15 protein-coding genes are annotated in these 17,600 nt (G+C 61.1%); 1 reads left to right on the top strand and 14 read right to left on the bottom strand.

Annotated elements, in window-relative coordinates:
* Positions 1-11: 11 nt before the first annotated feature.
* The 3 genes from FHW77_RS02650 to FHW77_RS02640 are packed head-to-tail and all read right to left on the bottom strand — an operon-like array spanning position 12 to position 4,584.
* Positions 12-3,002 carry a sarcosine oxidase subunit alpha gene (locus FHW77_RS02650; protein WP_004445405.1) on the bottom strand — a complete coding sequence of 997 codons (2,991 nt, stop codon included), beginning with the start codon at positions 3,000-3,002 and terminating at the stop codon, positions 12-14.
* Positions 2,999-3,319 carry a sarcosine oxidase subunit delta gene (locus FHW77_RS02645; protein ID WP_004445406.1) on the bottom strand — a complete coding sequence of 107 codons (321 nt, stop codon included), beginning with the start codon at positions 3,317-3,319 and terminating at the stop codon, positions 2,999-3,001. Before FHW77_RS02645 ends, FHW77_RS02650 begins: the two co-directional genes overlap by 4 nt.
* 11 nt (positions 3,320-3,330) lie before the next feature.
* Complete coding sequence (locus FHW77_RS02640) at positions 3,331-4,584, bottom strand: sarcosine oxidase subunit beta family protein (RefSeq protein ID WP_004445408.1); 1,254 nt, start codon at positions 4,582-4,584, stop codon at positions 3,331-3,333.
* A gap of 85 nt (positions 4,585-4,669) precedes the next feature.
* On the opposite strand from FHW77_RS02640, the gene FHW77_RS02635 reads away from it, so the two are divergent.
* Entirely contained in the window at positions 4,670-5,716 is a 1,047-nt protein-coding gene (locus FHW77_RS02635) for a GlxA family transcriptional regulator (RefSeq protein ID WP_004445412.1), read from the top strand.
* A gap of 88 nt (positions 5,717-5,804) precedes the next feature.
* On the opposite strand, the gene FHW77_RS02630 is transcribed toward FHW77_RS02635, so the two are convergent.
* The 11 genes from FHW77_RS02630 to FHW77_RS02580 all read right to left on the bottom strand — a co-directional run bounded on the left by FHW77_RS02630 (position 5,805) and on the right by FHW77_RS02580 (position 17,596).
* Entirely contained in the window at positions 5,805-6,620 is an 816-nt protein-coding gene (locus tag FHW77_RS02630) for a DUF2189 domain-containing protein (protein WP_100911190.1), read from the bottom strand.
* A 186-nt stretch (positions 6,621-6,806) separates the two neighbouring features.
* A complete protein-coding gene (locus FHW77_RS02625; protein WP_004445415.1) occupies positions 6,807-8,201 on the bottom strand; it encodes an FGGY family carbohydrate kinase in 1,395 nt (464 codons plus the stop codon).
* Positions 8,201-9,463, bottom strand: coding sequence for an NAD(P)/FAD-dependent oxidoreductase (locus FHW77_RS02620; protein ID WP_004445416.1), 1,263 nt, complete (start codon positions 9,461-9,463; stop codon positions 8,201-8,203). The genes FHW77_RS02625 and FHW77_RS02620 overlap by 1 nt, the downstream gene beginning before the upstream one ends.
* Entirely contained in the window at positions 9,460-10,857 is a 1,398-nt protein-coding gene (locus FHW77_RS02615) for an NAD(P)/FAD-dependent oxidoreductase (RefSeq protein WP_004445417.1), read from the bottom strand. The genes FHW77_RS02620 and FHW77_RS02615 overlap by 4 nt, the downstream gene beginning before the upstream one ends.
* Positions 10,858-11,003: 146 nt before the next feature.
* Positions 11,004-11,798, bottom strand: a complete 795-nt coding sequence (locus FHW77_RS02610) for an ABC transporter permease (RefSeq protein ID WP_004445418.1) — start codon at positions 11,796-11,798, stop codon at positions 11,004-11,006.
* 12 nt (positions 11,799-11,810) lie between these two features.
* Positions 11,811-12,689, bottom strand: coding sequence for an ABC transporter permease (locus tag FHW77_RS02605; protein ID WP_004445419.1), 879 nt, complete (start codon positions 12,687-12,689; stop codon positions 11,811-11,813).
* Positions 12,686-13,759 (bottom strand): ABC transporter ATP-binding protein, encoded by a 1,074-nt coding sequence (locus FHW77_RS02600; RefSeq protein ID WP_004445420.1) that lies wholly within the window; start codon positions 13,757-13,759, stop codon positions 12,686-12,688. Before FHW77_RS02600 ends, FHW77_RS02605 begins: the two co-directional genes overlap by 4 nt.
* 214 nt (positions 13,760-13,973) lie before the next feature.
* Positions 13,974-15,014, bottom strand: coding sequence for an ABC transporter substrate-binding protein (locus FHW77_RS02595; RefSeq protein ID WP_004445422.1), 1,041 nt, complete (start codon positions 15,012-15,014; stop codon positions 13,974-13,976).
* A 62-nt stretch (positions 15,015-15,076) separates the two neighbouring features.
* The gene (locus tag FHW77_RS02590; RefSeq protein ID WP_004445424.1) at positions 15,077-15,742 is read right to left on the bottom strand and encodes an RraA family protein; all 666 of its coding nucleotides are present in this window, start codon (positions 15,740-15,742) and stop codon (positions 15,077-15,079) included.
* 15 nt (positions 15,743-15,757) lie between these two features.
* Entirely contained in the window at positions 15,758-16,540 is a 783-nt protein-coding gene (locus FHW77_RS02585) for a carbon-nitrogen hydrolase family protein (protein ID WP_037091354.1), read from the bottom strand.
* A gap of 147 nt (positions 16,541-16,687) precedes the next feature.
* A complete protein-coding gene (locus tag FHW77_RS02580; RefSeq protein ID WP_004445429.1) occupies positions 16,688-17,596 on the bottom strand; it encodes a LysR family transcriptional regulator in 909 nt (302 codons plus the stop codon).
* Between the last annotated feature and the right edge of the window lie 4 nt (positions 17,597-17,600).

The following is a 17,600-nucleotide window of genomic DNA, read 5'->3' as shown; positions in this document are numbered from 1 at the left end:
TCGGCTCCGGGTCAGATTTTAAGGCGGGTGTTTTCGGGATCGACAAAGACCATCCCGGTGATTTTTGCGGCAATGGTGCGGTCCAGCATGGGAATGTAGACGGTCTCGCCCATCCGCTCATGGCCGCCTTCCACGAGAGCCAGCGCGATCGGCTGGCCAACGGCATCCGAATGGTAGGATGACGTTACGTGGCCAACCATCTTCATCGGGATCGGCTGTTTCGGGTCGAAGACGATCTGCGCGCCCTCTTCCAGCTTCGAACGGTCTTCCGTCAGTAGACCGACGAGATGGCGGCGGCCCTTGGCGACGAGATCGGGTCGCGCGAGACCGCGCTTGCCGACGAAATCGGGCTTGTTTTTGCCAACGGCCCAGCCCATCGCCGCATCATAGGGCGTCACCGTGCCGTCAGTATCCTGGCCAACGATGATGTAGCCCTTTTCCGCGCGCAGCACATGCATGGTCTCGGTACCATAAGGCGTGATCTCATATTGCTGACCGGCCTCCCACAGGATTTCCCAGAGCTTGCGACCGAGCGGTGCCGGCACATTGACCTCGAAGCCGATCTCGCCGGTGAAGCTGACGCGGAATAGCCGCGCCGGCATGCCGGCAACGGTGCATTCCACGCAGGACATATGCGGGAAGGCCTCTTCGGTCAGCTCGACACCTTCCACCAGCGGCGCGAGCAGCTTTGCCGCATTCGGGCCGTTGAGAGCGATGGTGGACCATTGCTCCGTGGTCGATGTCAGCCAGACATTCAGATCGGGCCATTCCGTCTGTAGGTAATCCTCCATCATGTTCAGCACCCGGGCGGCACCGCCAGTCGTGGTGGTGACGTGGAAACGGTCTTCGGTCATGCGGCCGATAACGCCATCATCACGGATGAAGCCGTCATCGCCGAGCAGCAGGCCATAACGGCAGCGACCGGCGGCAAGCTTTGTCCAGGGATTGGTATACATGCGGTTCATGAACTCGACCGCATCAGGACCGACGACCTCGATCTTGCCCAGCGTCGAGGCATCGAAAATGCCCACACTCTGGCGCACCGCCCGGCATTCGCGGCGAACGGCGGCATCCATATCCTCGCCAGGCTTTGGAAAATACCAGGCGCGACGCCATTGCCCGACCGGCTCGTAAACCGCGCCATGGGCCTCAGCCCAACTGTCGATCTGCGTCTTGCGCGTCACTTCGAAATGCGCGCCGCGGTGATAACCGGCGAAGGCACCAAAGGTTGTCGGCGTATAGGGCGGACGGAAGGTGGTGAGCCCAACTTCCGGCTGGCGTTTGCCCAGCGCTTCCGCAGCGATGTTGAGGCCGTTAATGTTGGACATCTTGCCCTGATCGGTGGCCATGCCATTGGTGGTGTAGCGTTTGACATGCTCGATGGAGCGCATGCCCTCGCGCACGGCAAGCCGCAGGTCCTTGGCGGTCACATCGTTCTGGTAATCGACAAAGGCCTTGGCCTTGCCGGCATCGCGGTCGCTTGGTAGTTCCGTGTGCGATACACCGCTGCCGATGCGATCATGATCGACCGCATGGCTGAAAACATTGGCGGCCTTGCCAAGGGCCGCGACGACTTCACGCCCCCGCTCCGCCCCATCCTTCAGCGCGGCCTCGATGCCCCAGAGCCCGCGTCCGGCGCCCGCTATCACACAATCCTCATTGGTGAGCGCTGGCAGGAAGGTCGTGCGCTCGTCATCCCAGGCGATCTTGCCCTGCGTGTGGGAAAAGAGATGCAGCGACGGCGTCCAGCCGCCAGACATCAACACGGCATCGCAGGCAATTTCCTGACCTGCGCCGACAGTGGAACCATTCACCGGATTGACGCGAACCGACTTGACGCGCAACCGCCCCGACGTCGCCGTGACCGTATGTGAGAGCTTGACCGGAATGCCGAGCGCACGCGCCTCGTTTACCAGCTCCTCGCGCACCTTGGCGCGGGTATCGACAATGGCCTGAACAGGTGCGCCAGCACCGTGAAGATCGAAAGCGGCATACCAGGCGCTGTCATGGCTCGTCACCACCACCGGACGATTGCCGACCTTGACGCCATAGCGGTTGAGATAGGTCTGGGCGGAACCCGCGAGCATCACGCCCGGCCGGTCATTGCCGTGGAAAACCAGCGGCTTTTCCAGTGCGCCCTGCGCCAGCACCACCTGACGCGCCCGAACGCGCCACAGGCGTTCGCGCGGCGTATCCTTCGGCACGGTTTCGAGATGGTCGGTCAGCTTTTCGCAAAGGCCGATCATGTTCTGGTGGTAATAGGCAATCGCCGTGGTGCGTGTCATCACCTTGACGCCCTGATCCTTCAGGGCCTTCAATTCATCCGCCAGCCAGATCCATGCGGGCTTGCCATCGATCTTCGCCTGCGGTTCGGACAGCAGCGTGCCGCCGGCTTCGGCATTTTCATCGACCAGCACGACCTTGAGGCCATCCACCGCCGCCGCGCGCGCGGCTGCGAGGCCGGCAGGACCCGCACCGACGATCAGCACGTCGCAATGCAGGTTACGCGAGGCATAGGTGTCAGGGTCTTCTTCTTTAGGGGAGACGCCAAGACCCGCGGCCGCGCGGATGAAGGGCTCATAGACCTTGTTCCAGAAGCTCTTCGGCCACATGAACGTCTTGTAGTAGAACCCGGCCGAAAACAGCATATAGGCCATGTCATTGACAGCGCCGATATCGAATTTCAGGCTCGGATATTTGTTCTGCGAGGTGGTTTCCAGCCCGTTCCAGATTTCCTGCACCGTGGCGCGGGTATTGGGCTCGAACCGGCCGGCGCCGCGGCGGGTGCCGATCAGCGCATTCGGCTCCTCGGAACCCGCCGCCACCGGGCCACGCGGGCGGTGGTATTTGAACGAGCGGCCCATGAGATGCACGCCATTGGCGAGAAGCGCGGAGGCGACGGTATCGCCCTTGACGCCGCGATAGGTCTTGCCGTCGAAGGTAAAGCTGACCGAACGGGAAGCATCCACCCGGCCCCGGCCGGAAACGCGATAGGAGTTCATTTCGACACCTCGGAGCTTGCGGTCAAGCGTGTCAGGGAGGACAGTTCAGGGCGCGGCTCACCCGCACGATAGGTCGTGAGGAAACGGTCACTTACCGTGTCGCGCACGGCGTTGAAGAAGCGGCCGCAACCATGCAGGTGCCGCCAGCGCTCGAAATGCGGACCTTTGACGTTTTCGCGGATGAACAGGAATTCTTCCCATTGCTCATCGCTCTGCGACGAGGGATCAGCAGCGCGGACGACATGGGCCTGCCCGGCATAGGTGAATTCGGCTTCGGGCAACGTTTCGTTGCAATAGGGGCAGCGGATCAAAAGCATGGTCGTTATCCTCAGTGCGCCACGGCGGCGGCGGCGGCCTCGTCGATCAGGCGGCCGGATCGGAAGCGTTCCAGCGTGAACGGCGCATTGATCGGGTGCGGTTCGTTTTTGGCGATGGTCCAGGCGAAAGTGTGGGCAGCGCCCGGCGTGGCCTTGAACCCGCCGGTGCCCCAGCCGCAATTCACATAAAGACCAGCGACAGGGGTCTTGCCGAGGATGGCCGAGCGATCCGGCGTGACGTCGACAATGCCGCCCCATTTGCGCAACATCCGCATGCGGTTGAAGATCGGGAAGATTTCGACGATGGCGGCGATCGTATGCTCGATCAGCGGCAGGCCACCGCGCTGCGAATAGGACGTATACTGGTCCGTGCCCGAACCGATCACCAGTTCGCCCTTGTCCGACTGGCTGATATAGGCGTGCACGGCGTTCGACATGACAACACAGGGGAAAATCGGCTTGATCGGCTCCGATACCAGCGCCTGCAGCGGATAGCTTTCGAGCGGCAGGCGGACACCGGCCGTATCCATGACGACAGAGGTGTGGCCGGCGGCGGAGACTGCGACCTTCTTTGCCTTGATGAAGCCCCTCGCCGTCTCGACACCGGCAACGGAACCGTCGGCGTTGCGGCGAATAGCGGTGACCGGGCAATTCTGGATGATATCGACACCGCGGGCGGCGGCACCGCGCGCATAACCCCAGGCGACCGCATCGTGGCGCGCCGTGCCCGCACGCTCCTGCAATGCGCCCCCCATGACAGGGTAACGCGCATAAGGCGAAAGGCTCAAGGGCGGGCAATATTCCTTGCATTCTTCAGGCGTGAGCCAGCGATTGTCGACGCCGTTCAGACGGTTGGAGTGGATATGACGCTTGAAGCTCTGCACGTCGTGAACATTATGGGCCAGCATCAGCACGCCGCGCCGCGAATACATGACGTTGTAGTTCAGTTCCTGGCTGAGATTTTCCCATAGATCAACGGCGTGATCGTAAAGGCGGGCGCTTTCGTCATAGAGATAGTTGGAGCGGATGATCGTGGTGTTACGGCCGGTATTGCCGCCGCCAAGCCAGCCCTTGTCGATGACCGCAACATTGGTGATGCCATGCTGGCTGGCCAGATAATAGGCCGCCCCAAGACCATGGCCGCCGGCACCGACGATGACCACGTCGTATTCGGCCTTCGGCTGGCTGTCGGGCCATTGTTCTTCCCAGTTTTTATTGCCCGTCAGGGCATTCTTCAAAAGACTGAAAGCATTAAAACGCGTCATGATCGGACCCGACGGTTGGAAAATCTGTTGTCGTAAAAGCTAGGATCATTTGCCATCGCCCGGCTGGACAATCGCGTCTGTTTGCATGAATATTTGCGTCATGAAATCGCACGCCGCCAAAAAACGCCTCAGCGTCGCCTTCCTGCTTGCCGACCGCTTCACGCTGTCAGCCTTTGCGAATTTCGTCGACGTGCTGCGCCTTGCCGCGGACGAGGCGGACCGCTCCCGACCCATCCTCTGCGAATGGTCGGTGCTCTCCGCAACGCTCGGCAGCGTGCAGTCGAGCTGCGGCGTGAAAGTGCAGCCGGATACGCGGCTGAGCGATGCCGGTCACTACGACTACATCGTCGTTGTCGGCGGATTGATCAGCGATCATAGCGCCCTGCCGCCGGAAGCACTTCGCTTCCTGAAAGACCGCGCAACGTCAGGCGTTCCCATTGTCGGCCTCTGCACCGGCGTCTTCATCCTCCACGAAGCGGGCCTGCTCGATGGCTATCGCTGTTGCGTAAGCTGGTTCCACCACCAGGATTTTCTCGACCGTTTCGATACGGTTCGGATGATCTCAGACCAGATCTTCGTCATCGACCGCGACCGGCTGACCTGTTCGGGCGGCCATGGTGCCGCGCATCTGGCGGCTTTCCTCGTCGAGCGCCATGTCGGCCAATCCGCCGCCATCAAGAGCCTAAACATCATGATGATCGACAGCGCGCTGAGCGGTGAGAAACCCCAGCCCGGCCAGCAGAGCACACGTAAGGCCAGCGATCCCCTTGTCAAAAAAGCGATCCTGCGGATGCAGCAGAATATCGAGATTCCCAAGACCGTGCTGGAACTGGCAAGCGACCTCGGCCTTGGCCGCCGCAGCCTCGAGCGGCGTTTCCTCAATGATCTGAAGGCCACGCCATCCAAGGTCTATCTGGAGCTCCGTCTCGACCGGGCGCTCTCGCTCCTGCGCACCACGCACGACCCCATCACCCAGATCGCGCTTGCCACCGGCTTTTGCGACGCACCCCACCTTTCCCGTACGCTTCGAACCGAGCGCGGTTTTACGCCCAGCGAATATCGCAAGACACAGGCAGGCCACACGGCAACCGAGGAAGAATTTGCCGTTGGCGTGCTGCTTCCACAATCCTGAATGTGGTTGCGCCGATCTTACGAACCGCCGCTTTCGAAGGTTACCCGTCATCACCGCAAGAACGGCACGACAGGTTTGCTCGATAAATTCAAGGCACACGGCTGGAATAATCGGGGACGATCATTTTCCGATAAAGGTGCCATGTAGAATGGCCGAGAACGGGCACGACAACCGCTAAACCGATGAATGCCGGGATCGTCCCGAGAACGAGCAGCGCAGCGACAATCAAGCCCCACAGCGCCACCGGAACCGGGTTGGCAAGCGTGGCACGGATGCTTGCATCCACCGCCGCGACCGCGCCGACATCCCGATCAAGCAGCAGAGGAAACGTCACCACCGTTGTCGCCAGCACGATGGCGGCAAAAACGCAGCCAGCCAGATTGCCCCAGATGACGAGAGAGAGTCCTTGCGGGGTCATCAATACATCGGAGAGGAAGGTGGAGAGCGAAACCGGTGCCGTCGCCTCGAAATTCACGGAGTATATGCGCTGCGCAACAATCAGCCAGACGGCGAAAAGCGCAAGCAGCATGACGGCGACCGCGATGATCGACGGCAGTGCCGGAGAGTTACGAACCTCCAGCGCGTGCCGCCACGAACTATCCAACCCCTGTTCGCGCCGTCGACTGATTTCATAGAGGCCGATCGCCGCAACTGGGCCCATCAGTGCAAAACCCGACATCAGGGGATAGATCAGCGGCAGCATATTAGCGCCGGCACTCCACATCACCATGAAAACACCGGCGATCGGATACATGAGACAGAGAAAAAAATAATGGGACGGCTTTTCTTTAAAGTCCTCCAGTCCCAGCCTTAACGCGTCGGCTATATCTGCAATACCAATCTTGCGGACTTCCGGGCGGGCAAATTCGCCACTCGCACCGGCCATGACATGGAATGCCGTCATAGCACTTCTCCTCCTGCGCCATGATCCGGCTGGCAGTATGGGAACGCCCGGCGACTTTCACCCGTGCGTCAAACAGCAACCGGCCGACTTGTAATTTATCAAATTTCGTCGCCTTTGTCGCCTGTTCAATTCCACCCACTGGTCCCTCTACGCCAAGGGAGACGTGACAGCTGTTGCCGAGGCGGCTTACCGCCCCCAGCAGCGGGCATTGTCTATGGCGCGTGCGAACCGGGCATGATCTTCGGCGCCGACCGATCCATCGGGCGCGAATATCTCGGTCTCGCGCCGCATGGCGGCGACATCAATGCCGCACAGTTCGGCCAGCCCTAGCGCCGTCAACTCGCGCATGGCCGGCACGCAAATGGTCCGGCCGCTGGCTGCTGCCAGAAAACGGACAAAATAGCGGCTGTTCGACAGGCCGCCATCGATGGAGATCGTGTCGCCTATGGGAGCAACAACCGATGCCGCTTCGATCAGCCGCGCCGTCAGCAGTGCAATGCCTTCCAGCACCGCGCGCACCATGTCACTCCGCTCGGTGGCGTGGTTCATACCGATGAACAGCGGCGCGGCGTGTCTGTCCCAATAAGGCGCGGCAAGGCCAGAAAACGCGGGTACGAACGCGAGACCACGGCGAATGGCTGATGGCCCCTCAAAACAATCGATTTCGGCATTTTCAGCGTAGAGGCCAATCTTTCTCGCCCATTCGACCGCCGCGCCGGCATCATAGACGCCGCCTTCAATGGCGAAAACGGCAGGCGCGCCCTGCATCTGCCAGGCAATTGTTGGCAGAAGCTCTCCCGTCGATGGGCGCCCGTTACCGGCAACGGACAACAGAAACGCCCCCGTTCCGAAAGTTATCTTGCAATCGCCTGCCGTGCGGCAGCCGTGGCCATAAAGTGCGGCCTGCTGATCAACGATGGAAACGCGGATGGGCGTTCCCTCGATCGAGCCGAAGCCGCCGTCGACAGGGCCGACCATGGGCAGGCAATCCATCGTCACGCCATGCAGCGCGCAGAGCTCCGGACTCCAGTCTCCGGTTGAAAGATCCAGCAGCCCCGTGCGCGACGCCGTCGCAAGGTCGGTGCGGAAACAGCCCGTCAGCCGGTCCAGAAAGAACGCGTCGGTGGTGCCCAGCCGCAAACGCCCGGCTGCCTTCGCCTCTGCCACTGCCGGATTGTGCCTGACCAGCCAGGCCAGTTTGCTGGCCGAAAAATACGGATCGAGAGGCAGCCCGCAAATCTCTTTCGAAAGATGTGTTGCCGAGGGCGGCAGGGCGGCCAGCGTTTGGGCGGTGCGGGCATCCTGCCAGACGATGACTGGCGAGAGCGCCTCACCGCTGACGGCATCCCACGCCAGACAACTTTCGCCCTGATTGGCAATGGCGATGGCGTCCACCGGCCCGGCGGCGGCGAGCACCGCGCGGATATTAACAAGCAGTTCTTCCGGATCATGCTCAACATGATTGGCGGCGGGGTAAAATTGTGCGTGACGCCGACTGGCCACAACCTCCGCCTTGCCGCCATCGGTCACCACAAGGCACCGGGTTGACGTCGTCCCCTGGTCGATCGCCGCAACGCGCATCAAGTGGTCTCCTGAAAATGAAAGGAAATCTGAGCCGCTTCAAACGCCGCGGCGGGAATGGGCACAAGCACACGGCGTTCAGGGAACCACTGGCCGGTCTTGCTCCACACTTCCTTTCCATCGAGATGAAGCGAAAGCAGGCCTCGAACGCTTCTGGTGAAACGAAGCTGAAAGTCATGAAATGCGGGTCTGTCGAGCCCGCCCGGCCGTAACATGGCGGGAACCGCCAGCTTGAGCGGATCGGCGAAGGTGACGGGCACCCCCGGCGCGCTGCAGGGTGCCCGGGCGAGATCGTTTGCCACCGCCGCGCCAACCCGACGGCCTTCGCGAAACGCCCAGCCGCCCGTTTCCACGGCCCGCAAGACATTTCCGCCGGCGAAGAAGATCGGATTGGCCATTCGCCCGTCCTGGTCGATCAACGGCCCGGCACTGCCTGCCGCCACCTCCACCGCGGATGCATCGAGAAGCGCCGCCTCCGGCGTGAATCGCCCGGTGAGCAGAACACCATCGCACTGAACTGTCAGGATACGACCATCCACCAGACGGATATCCGCCTCCTCGACCCGGCCGCGTCCGCGGATATCCGTGAGTGCGGCGCCACAATGAAAGGGCACCCCAACAACCGGCGGGAAGCATCGAAAAGGCCAACGCGCGAGTGGATAAGGTTCCGGCTCGATCATCGCCACCGGCCGGGCATGATGCGTAAGGCAGGTCAAAAGCGCAGAAAAGGAAACAAGTTCCGAACCGACGATCAGCGGCCGGCGAAATGGTATGATGCCGTGAAAGGCGACATAGGCTTGCAGCGTGCCGGTGGTGAGGACGCCCACCGGCCTGTCACCCGGCAGAAGCCGCGCGGAGCGTGGTTTTTCCCGCGCGCCCGTGGCCAGCACGATACGCCGGGCCTTCAGTGTCTCGACGCCGCGTGCCGATGTCACCAGCAGCGTGCCATCCTGCCGCAGTTCGACCACGGAATGACCGGTGCGGATATCGATACCCGCTTCCTGCGCCTGCCGCTGCAGGCGTTGCGCATAAGCCGGGCCGAAATAGACGCGTCCGAATTCGCGCATGCCAAAGGGCGAATGCACGCAATGCCGGGTGGCGCCACCGAGAGCGGGTTCGCGGTCGAGGATCATCACGCGGGGGATACCGCGCGCTTTCAGCTCAAGCGCCGCAGCCACGCCCGCCGGACCGCCGCCGACCACGATGACATCTGCATTCTCAAGGTTTTGATGCACGCGCTGAAACGGCTCCCCGGCGCTCATAGGTCCGCTCCCTCCCGGACGGAAAGCGGCGTTGCCAGACGGTCGCCGGTCATCGCAGCCAACCGCGCGTTACAATAAAAGCCCTGACAGCGCCCCATGCCGGCGCGGGTACGCCGCCGCAGGCCTCCGAAATCGCCGGATGGCACCGGGCTCAAAAATGTCGCCTCGATTTCCCGGCGGGTGACGAGTTCGCAATGACAGACGATTTCGCCGTGATCGGCACGCTGCCAGTCCCGCCCGCAGGTTTCGGTCAGATTGGGCATCGTCACTTCAGGGATTGAGGATGGCGGGTTAAAACGCGTACCGAAACCTTCGTGAAGCCTCAGCGCATGCTGCGCCAGTCCGAGCGCGGCACTGAGGCCCGTGGAGCGAATGCCGCCGAGCGTGATCGCCCGCCGGTCTGGCCGGGTGGAAATCCGGTAGTGCTTCTTTTCAGACGCCGGGCGCAGACCAGCATAAACAGCGGTCACGGAAACGGAGGCCAGCGCGGGAACGATTTCCGCACCGCGTTCCAGCAGTCCTTCCAGCGTCGCCGTCTCGACCGCCGCGCGTTCGCGATCTTCCTGCTCTTCCGCCGTCGGACCGACAAGAACGTTGCCGAAGGCGGTCGGGCACACCACGATGCCCTTGGTGATTTCGGTCGGAACGGGCAAAACAATGCGCGGCACATGCCGACGGGCAGCTTTATCAAGCACCACGAACTGCCCCTTGCGGGGCTTGATGGTGAAGTCGGGCGGAAATCCCAGACGTGCGTCGACGATATCTCCGAACAGCCCGGCGGCATTGACGACGCTGGCGGCAAATATAGTGCCCGCCGTCGTCTCTATCTGCCACACGCCGTCGAATGCACCGGACAGGACCTCCGCGTTGCGCAGCAGCTGGGCACCCAACGCCACCGCCTGCGTGAGATAGCCGAGCGGCGCGGACCAGGGATCGATGATATGTTCGCCCGGAACGTCAAGTGCGGCGACAAGGCGGCCGGACAGGCCCGGCATGGCTTCACGGGCCTGCTCGGCCGTGCGTAACTCAAGCCCGGCAATGCCGTTGCGCCGCCCCTGTTCGGCGATCGCCTGCAGTTTTTCCGCTTCGCCCGGGTTCCAGGCGCAGACCAGTGCGCCCGTTTCGACGATGCTGAGACCCATCCGGCAATGAATGGAGAGATATTCCGCCCGGCCTGCCTTCACCAGTTCCAGCTCCAGGCTGCCTTCCGGCGCATCGAAACCGGTATGGAGGATGGCGCTATTGGCCTTGGAAGCGCCGGAGAGGATGTCGGGGCCTTTTTCGATCACCACCACCTTCGCACCGGCCAGTGCGAAACGGCGGGCGACCGCGCAACCGACGACACCGGCGCCAATGACGGCGACATCAAATTCCGTGGAGGGGGTCTCGGCCATGGGCTTACCTTTGCCTTCGTCGTTCCAAGCGAGATCAACAGGCGCGACGAGTCGCACCGATGCAGCAGCGGTGTTGATAAACGGGAATGAAATCTTCCCCTTTGCCAGTCAGGGGCAGCCGGCACCGGCCGGCGACCCCCGCGACTTTACTTCACAAAAGTCTTTGTCAGGCCCGCCGTGCGGTCAACGATGAAGACGACGGCAAGTGTGAGCACGATCAAGAGAACGGAAATGGCCGCAACAAGCGGATCCGCCTGCGTCTCCACATGCTGATACATCGCGACTGGAAGCGTGGTGATGCGCGGACCCGTGAGGAACAGCGAAATCACGGCTTCGTCGAACGACACCAAAAAGGAAAGCGCCGCCGTCGCCACGACACCCGGCGCAATCATCGGCATGGTCACGCGGCGGAAAACCGTGAGCGGCGATGCGCCCAGGGTGGAGGCGGCCTCTTCGAAGATCAGCGGCAGGCCGGCAAGCGAGGTGGTAAGCACACGCAGCGCATAAGGCAGCACGATGATGAGATGCGCGATCACCAGACCGGTGAAGGTGCCGAGCAGACCGGCACCGGCAAAGACGATGAGGATCGCAAGGCCGAGAACGATTGTCGGCAGCAGCAGCGGCGCGGTGAAGAAGGCGAGAAGCGCGTCCGCGCCGATGACCCGCATGCGAACGATGGCATAGGAGGCCGGCAGCGCGATCAGCATGGACAGCACGGTGACGATGATGGCGAGAAGGGTGCTGGTGCCCAGCGCTCCCATCATCTTCGAATTATGCATGAGATCCACATACCAGCGCAGGCTCCAGCCCGAAGGCGGGAAAGCCATGTAGCTATCGGCCGAAAACGAGATCGGCACCACGAGCACCACGGGCGCCAGCAGAAAAACGAACATGATGAAGGCGACGATTTTCAGCGCCAGCGGAACGGGACGTTCTTCCATCTTTGATCTCCCCTAAAGAATGGCCCGCAGAAGCCGGGAATAAAGCACCAGAGCTGCACCGAAGATCACGAGAATGATCATCGACAACGTCGCAGCGAGCGGCCAGTTGAGCGTCACGATGGCCTGATCGTAAATTTCCGTCGCGAGAAGAAAGACACGCCCGCCGCCAAGCAGCTTGGGGGTGATGAACGAACTGACGGCGAGGACGAAAGAGAGCAGGCAACCGAGCGCGACACCGGGCATGGTGAGCGGCACGATGATGCGCCAGAACACCTTCCAGGGCGATGCGCCGAGTGTTTCGGCCGCCTCCTCGACACGCGGATCGAGCCTGCCGAAACCGGCAAGCAGCGCCAGGATCATATAGGGCATCAGGATTTCGGTGAGACCGATGACAACGCCGACCTTGTTGAACAGCAGCCGCACACCGCTTTCCGCACCGAATGCGAAGAGGATATTGTTGATGAGGCCGTCATCGGCAAGGATCGCGATCCAGCCATAGGTACGCACCACGGCCGAGGTCAAAAGCGGCGAGATGACCAGTACCAGCAGCAGCGTCTTCCAGCGACCCTGCGCCCGGTGAAGATAGAGCGCGATGGGATAGGAAGCGATAAGCGTGAGGACGGTGATCAAGAGGCTGGTCAGAATGCTCTGGCCGATCAGTTCGATATAAAAACCGTCGGTCAGCGTCGATGTCCAGTTGTCGAGTGTGTGGGCTTCGCCAAGACCGCCGCCGCCGAGGCTTTCGCGGAAGGAAAGCAGGAGCAGGTTGAAGACCGGCATCACAAAGGCAAGGCCGTTGACCGCAATGATCGGCCCGAGAAGAAGCGTTGCGAGAAACACCATGGAGGATGTGCGGCTGCCGGGAGCCGTGATCATGACCGCCGCTGTCATTGGTTTGCTCCGAAGACCAGCGTGTCCTCCACGCGCCAGACGAGGCTGACTGCGCTGCCCGCCGCCACCGGCGTTTCGCCGCCTGATGTGGCACGCTCTACGGACAGCGTCTGGCCGCCCGCGGCGATCTCGTAATGGAGGATGTCACCGGCATAATAGACATCGCGGACTTCACCGGCGATACGATTGACCGGCGCTCCCTCGAAATCGGGCGCGACGTCACCGGCCACCGTCATGGCCATGCGATGCGGCCGGACCATAAGGTCGATCTTGCCATTGTGCGAACCGGGCGCCCGCAATACCGCATCACCGACCGTGATGTGATCGCCGACCGCGTTTCCGACCAGGCGGTTGGTGCGGCCGACGAAAGAGGCGACGAATGCCGTCGCCGGGCGCTCGTAGAGGTCATGCGGCGTGCCGAGCTGTTCCAGACGCCCGCCATTGAGGACGGCGACCTTGTCGCACATGCTGAGCGCCTCCACCTGATCATGGGTGACGAAGATTGAAGTGATGCCGAGCTGTTTCTGGATACGGCGGATTTCAGAGCGCATCTCGTCGCGCAGCTTGGCGTCGAGATTGGAAAGAGGCTCGTCGAACAGGAGAATGGAGGGCTGGATGACGAGAGCACGTGCCAGTGCGACACGCTGCTGCTGGCCGCCGGAAAGCTGGGCCGGTCGGCGGTCCTCGCGCCCTTCCAGACGAACCATGGCGATTGCCTCACGGGCACGCCGTTCCGCTTCCGCAGCCGGCACCTTGCGCATTTCAAGACCGAACATGACGTTCTTGAGAACCGTCATATGCGGGAACAGCGCATAGCTCTGAAAGACAAGGCCAATATCGCGCTTGTAGGGCGCAAGCCGGGTTACGTCCTTGCCATCGATCAGGATCGAGCCCGACGTCACCGGGGCAAGCCCGGCAATCATGCGCAGCGACGTCGACTTGCCGCAGCCGGACGGACCGAGAAAGGCGACCAGTTCGCCTTTGGGTATCTCGAGATTGAGATTATCCACGGCGACCATGGTTTCATAGCGCTTGGTCAGCGAACGAATTGAGAGAAATCCTGGCTGCATGATGTCTGAAGTTCCCATTCTGGCTTTTTGCCTTTCTCCAGAGCATGTCAGACACTTGGCGTCTTGAACATGTCCTGTCCCTTGCGCGCCGACCCACCTCCCCACCGACCCGAGCGTCGGTGGGGAAGATGAGCCGAGGGGTTTGGTATGCTGCTTCCGCAGCCGATAAGGGGTGCGGAAGTCTTGCCATTTCTCACGCCAGGCGCGAAAAGCCTCAGCGGCTGAGCGGAATGACCTTGCGACGCCAGTCCTGCGTGATCTGGTCACGAACCTTCGAGAGGCCGATCCAGTCAACCGGAATGACCTTGTCCATCGCCTTGACGACCGTGCGATCGCTGACATCGGCAGCCACCGTCGCCTTGGCATTGGTCGGCGCATAATACATGGCGGCGGTGAAGGCGGCCTGGGCTTCCGGGCTCAATGCATAATCGACGAACTTGCGGGCCGCCTCGGACGAAGGGCCTCCTTTGACGAGGTTGAGCGTATTGATCTGGAGAATCGTACCTTCCTTCGGAAGAACGACCTTCATCTTGCCCTTGGAACCATCGGCATTCACCTGGCTGCGGGCGTTCCAGCCCACGCCCAGCGATACCTGGCCATTGACGACATTCGGATAGACTTCCGGTTTCGGTTCCCAGGTCTGGACGTTCGGCGCGACTTCCGCCATCGCACTGATGCCGGCGTCGATATTCTTGATGAAGTCTTTGCCGCCATTCATGTGATCCATGATGATCGTCGTGCCGATACCGACGATGTCAGGGGCGCTCAGCATGGCGACCTTGCCCTTGAAGGCGCTGTCTTTCAGGGCATTCCAGCTGTCCGGGGCGGTCTTGACCGCATCGGTATTGTAGATGAGAACCAGATTGTCGAAAGTCACGCCAACACCGGCCACACCTTCGAAGCGCGCGTTCGGATAAAGGTCGGCGACATTCTTCGTCACGCTTTCATCGATCGTGTCGAACAGGCCTTCATCCGTGCCGGTTTTGGCAACAGAAACATCCATCAGCGCGATATCGGATTGCGGTGCAGCTTTCTGGGCGCGCAGCGAGCCGAGCATGGCGGCAGAACCCTGCTGCGGGAAATATTCGACCTTGATGTCAGGGTTGGCGGCCATGAAAGGCTCGATGACGGCCTTCGTGTAACGCTCCTGGAAAAGGCCGCTATAGCCGAGGAACGTCACGGTCTGCTGGGCCTGCGCCGGCAGGGCAGCCGCACCGAGCATGAGAATCCCACTCAGAAGTATCGTTTTCTTCATTGTCCTGTTCTCCTCTATTGTTATTGGGAGTGGCGAACGAATCCGCCACCCGTAAGCCTGTGTCAGGCGCTGAGCTTGGCCTGGACGAATTTATTGGCGCCCGAAATATCCGGCAGCTTCTCGCCGTTGCGCAGGCGCTCCAGAAGCACGATCTCGGCTTCCTGCATGCCGATGGCGCGCTCCGCCATGGCGCGAGCCTGGCTCGGATGAAGGGCGACCACGCCGCTCTCATCGCACAGGATCGCATCACCCGGATTGATTACCTGGCCGCCAACGCTGATCGGAATATTGATCGCGCCTTCCAGACCGAGGATCTTCGTGGTGATCGGCGACGGGCCGCGGCACCACATGGGCATGTCCACCTTCGTGAACTCCGAGAAATCGGTCGCCGGACCATCGACGACACCGGCTTTGACACCGGCCATCTTCATGGTGTTGGTGATGACGCCGCCCCAGCAGGCGTGGCGAGTATCACCGCAACGGTCGATGAGAACGATATCGCCCGGACGCACGAGTTGCGTCAGGTAGTGCAGCATGGTCGAATCCGCATTCGGGATGCGAAGCGTGACGGCGGTGCCCGCCACGCGCTTGCCCGGAAGGACCGCCCGGATTTCAGGATCGACGAAACCGGAATGGAGCACATGGCCAATCGTGGCGACTTCGACCTTTTCAAGAAGTTCGATGACGTCGGGGCCGATCTGTTCCGGCATGGGGTTGACGATAAACATTGGGTCTTTCTCCGATCAGAGAACGTGGTGGTTCGCCACCGGCACGTTGGCGCGCACCTTGGCCGAATAGTCGAAGTCGAGAGCGGCGCCGGCTGTCCCGACAGTGTCGGAGCATTGCGCGACGATGTGACCCCACGGATCGATGACCATGGAATGTCCCCAGCAGGCTTTCTTTCCACCCGCATGGGTGCCGATCTGTCCCACGGCGAGGAAATAGGTCTGCGTCTCGACGGCGCGGGCGCGGGCCAGCACTTCCCAATGGTCCTTCCCCGTCATCAGCGTGAATGCAGCCGGCAGAACGATGACATCCGCGCCCTTGTCCCGCAGCGCACGGAACAGTTCCGGGAAGCGGATATCGTAGCAGATGCCGCAACCGACCGTCTTGTCGCCAACCTTATAGGTTACGACCTCTTCGCCGCGGGCGACGGAATCGGATTCGCGGTAGCTGATGCCGTTCGGCGTATCGACGTCGAACAGGTGAATCTTGCGATAACGGGCGATCTGCTTGCCATCAGGGCCGAAAACGAGGGTCGAATTATAGAAGCGGTTGCCTTCCTTCTCAACGATGGAGCCGGCATGGAGCGTTATGGCATGCTTCTTCGCGAGCCCCGAAAGCAGCGTATAGATTTCACCGCCGGGAAATTCCTCGCCGCTTTCATGCATCTCCTGAGGATTATCTCCAAGAAATGCAAAGTATTCAGGAAGAACAACAAGGTCTGGATTGTCCGCCTTGACTGCCTTCTCAATCAAATCGGCAGCAACCTTCAGGTTCTCTGCCTTGTCATTCTGGGTATTCATTTGAACAAGTGAGACTTTCACGTTGCTCTCCTCTCATGTTGCGAGGAGAATTAAGAACGGGAACTGTTTTCGTGACAAACGGAAAAACTCTATCGAAACCCATAAGATAAGCTTATAGATTAATCATCTTGCAATGCAGCATAAAAATTAAGCTGCGGCGGTCATCCACTGAATCGTGGTTTCACTGACGATTTCCGTCGCCATGTCGGCGATCGCGCGGGCGAGCGCATTGTCGCCTCGCTCCTGGTAAACCGTGTGAAAGGTCAGGGGCGGCACCGATGGCGTGATGTCGAGAATACGCGCTTCGCCAGATTTGATGATGCCGTCCACCAAGACACGCGGCAGCGCACCGACGCCGACGGCCGTGGCCACGAGGCGTGTCATGATCGACAGCGAATTCGAATTATAAATCCGGCTGTCGGACAGGCCGTGCGAATCCAGAAGCGCCCGCAACGCCTGATGCGGCTGCGAGCCGGTGGAGAAGGTAAGCAACGGAAAATGCGCGATATCTTCAAGCGTCACGCCGGTTTCCGGCAGCGGCAGTTCGACCGCGCCCACCCAGCAGGATTCGAAGGTGCAAAGCGGTGAGTTATAGATGTCAGCAGCCATGATCGGCCCCATGATGAAGCCGACATCCACCTCGCCGTTCTGGATACGCTGTGAAAGTTTCAGGCTGGTATCGATTGTCAGATCCAGACTGACGCCGGGATATTGCTCGTTCATGCGGCGGATGAGAAGCGGCAGCCAGGCATACACGATCGTATCGGCAGCACCGATCCGCACAGTCCCCCTCAGCGCTTCCCGATTGCTGACGATTTGCCGGAATTCGCCGGTGAGGTTGACGATCTTTTCGGCATGTTGCAGCGCCAGACGACCGGCGGGCGTCAGGTTGACGCAGCGCACATCACGCGTGAACAGCACGACGCCGAGCTCCCGCTCCAGCGCGGCGATGCGGTTTGAAACAGATGCCTGGGTCGTGTGCAAGCGTTCCGCGGCTGCCGAAAAGCTGCTCAATCGGGCAGCCCAGAGAAAGGTTTCGAGGAATCGGGTATTCATGGCT

The organism is Agrobacterium sp. RC10-4-1 (assembly GCF_014138475.1).
Taxonomy (GTDB): Bacteria; Pseudomonadota; Alphaproteobacteria; order Rhizobiales; family Rhizobiaceae; genus Agrobacterium; species Agrobacterium pusense.
This window is presented reverse-complemented; position numbering and strand designations above follow the sequence as displayed.

Excerpts from the sequence above, each read along its gene's own strand:
- FHW77_RS02650 (WP_004445405.1), bottom strand. The coding sequence starts at position 3,002 with ATGAACTCCTATCGCGTTTCCGGCCGGGGCCGGGTGGATGCTTCCCGT.
- FHW77_RS02645 (WP_004445406.1), bottom strand. The coding sequence starts at position 3,319 with ATGCTTTTGATCCGCTGCCCCTATTGCAACGAAACGTTGCCCGAAGCC.
- FHW77_RS02640 (WP_004445408.1), bottom strand. The coding sequence starts at position 4,584 with ATGACGCGTTTTAATGCTTTCAGTCTTTTGAAGAATGCCCTGACGGGC.
- FHW77_RS02635 (WP_004445412.1), top strand. The coding sequence starts at position 4,670 with ATGAATATTTGCGTCATGAAATCGCACGCCGCCAAAAAACGCCTCAGC.
- FHW77_RS02630 (WP_100911190.1), bottom strand. The coding sequence starts at position 6,620 with ATGACGGCATTCCATGTCATGGCCGGTGCGAGTGGCGAATTTGCCCGC.
- FHW77_RS02625 (WP_004445415.1), bottom strand. The coding sequence starts at position 8,201 with ATGCGCGTTGCGGCGATCGACCAGGGGACGACGTCAACCCGGTGCCTT.
- FHW77_RS02620 (WP_004445416.1), bottom strand. The coding sequence starts at position 9,463 with ATGAGCGCCGGGGAGCCGTTTCAGCGCGTGCATCAAAACCTTGAGAAT.
- FHW77_RS02615 (WP_004445417.1), bottom strand. The coding sequence starts at position 10,857 with ATGGCCGAGACCCCCTCCACGGAATTTGATGTCGCCGTCATTGGCGCC.
- FHW77_RS02610 (WP_004445418.1), bottom strand. The coding sequence starts at position 11,798 with ATGGAAGAACGTCCCGTTCCGCTGGCGCTGAAAATCGTCGCCTTCATC.
- FHW77_RS02605 (WP_004445419.1), bottom strand. The coding sequence starts at position 12,689 with ATGACAGCGGCGGTCATGATCACGGCTCCCGGCAGCCGCACATCCTCC.
- FHW77_RS02600 (WP_004445420.1), bottom strand. The coding sequence starts at position 13,759 with ATGCAGCCAGGATTTCTCTCAATTCGTTCGCTGACCAAGCGCTATGAA.
- FHW77_RS02595 (WP_004445422.1), bottom strand. The coding sequence starts at position 15,014 with ATGAAGAAAACGATACTTCTGAGTGGGATTCTCATGCTCGGTGCGGCT.
- FHW77_RS02590 (WP_004445424.1), bottom strand. The coding sequence starts at position 15,742 with ATGTTTATCGTCAACCCCATGCCGGAACAGATCGGCCCCGACGTCATC.
- FHW77_RS02585 (WP_037091354.1), bottom strand. The coding sequence starts at position 16,540 with ATGAATACCCAGAATGACAAGGCAGAGAACCTGAAGGTTGCTGCCGAT.
- FHW77_RS02580 (WP_004445429.1), bottom strand. The coding sequence starts at position 17,596 with ATGAATACCCGATTCCTCGAAACCTTTCTCTGGGCTGCCCGATTGAGC.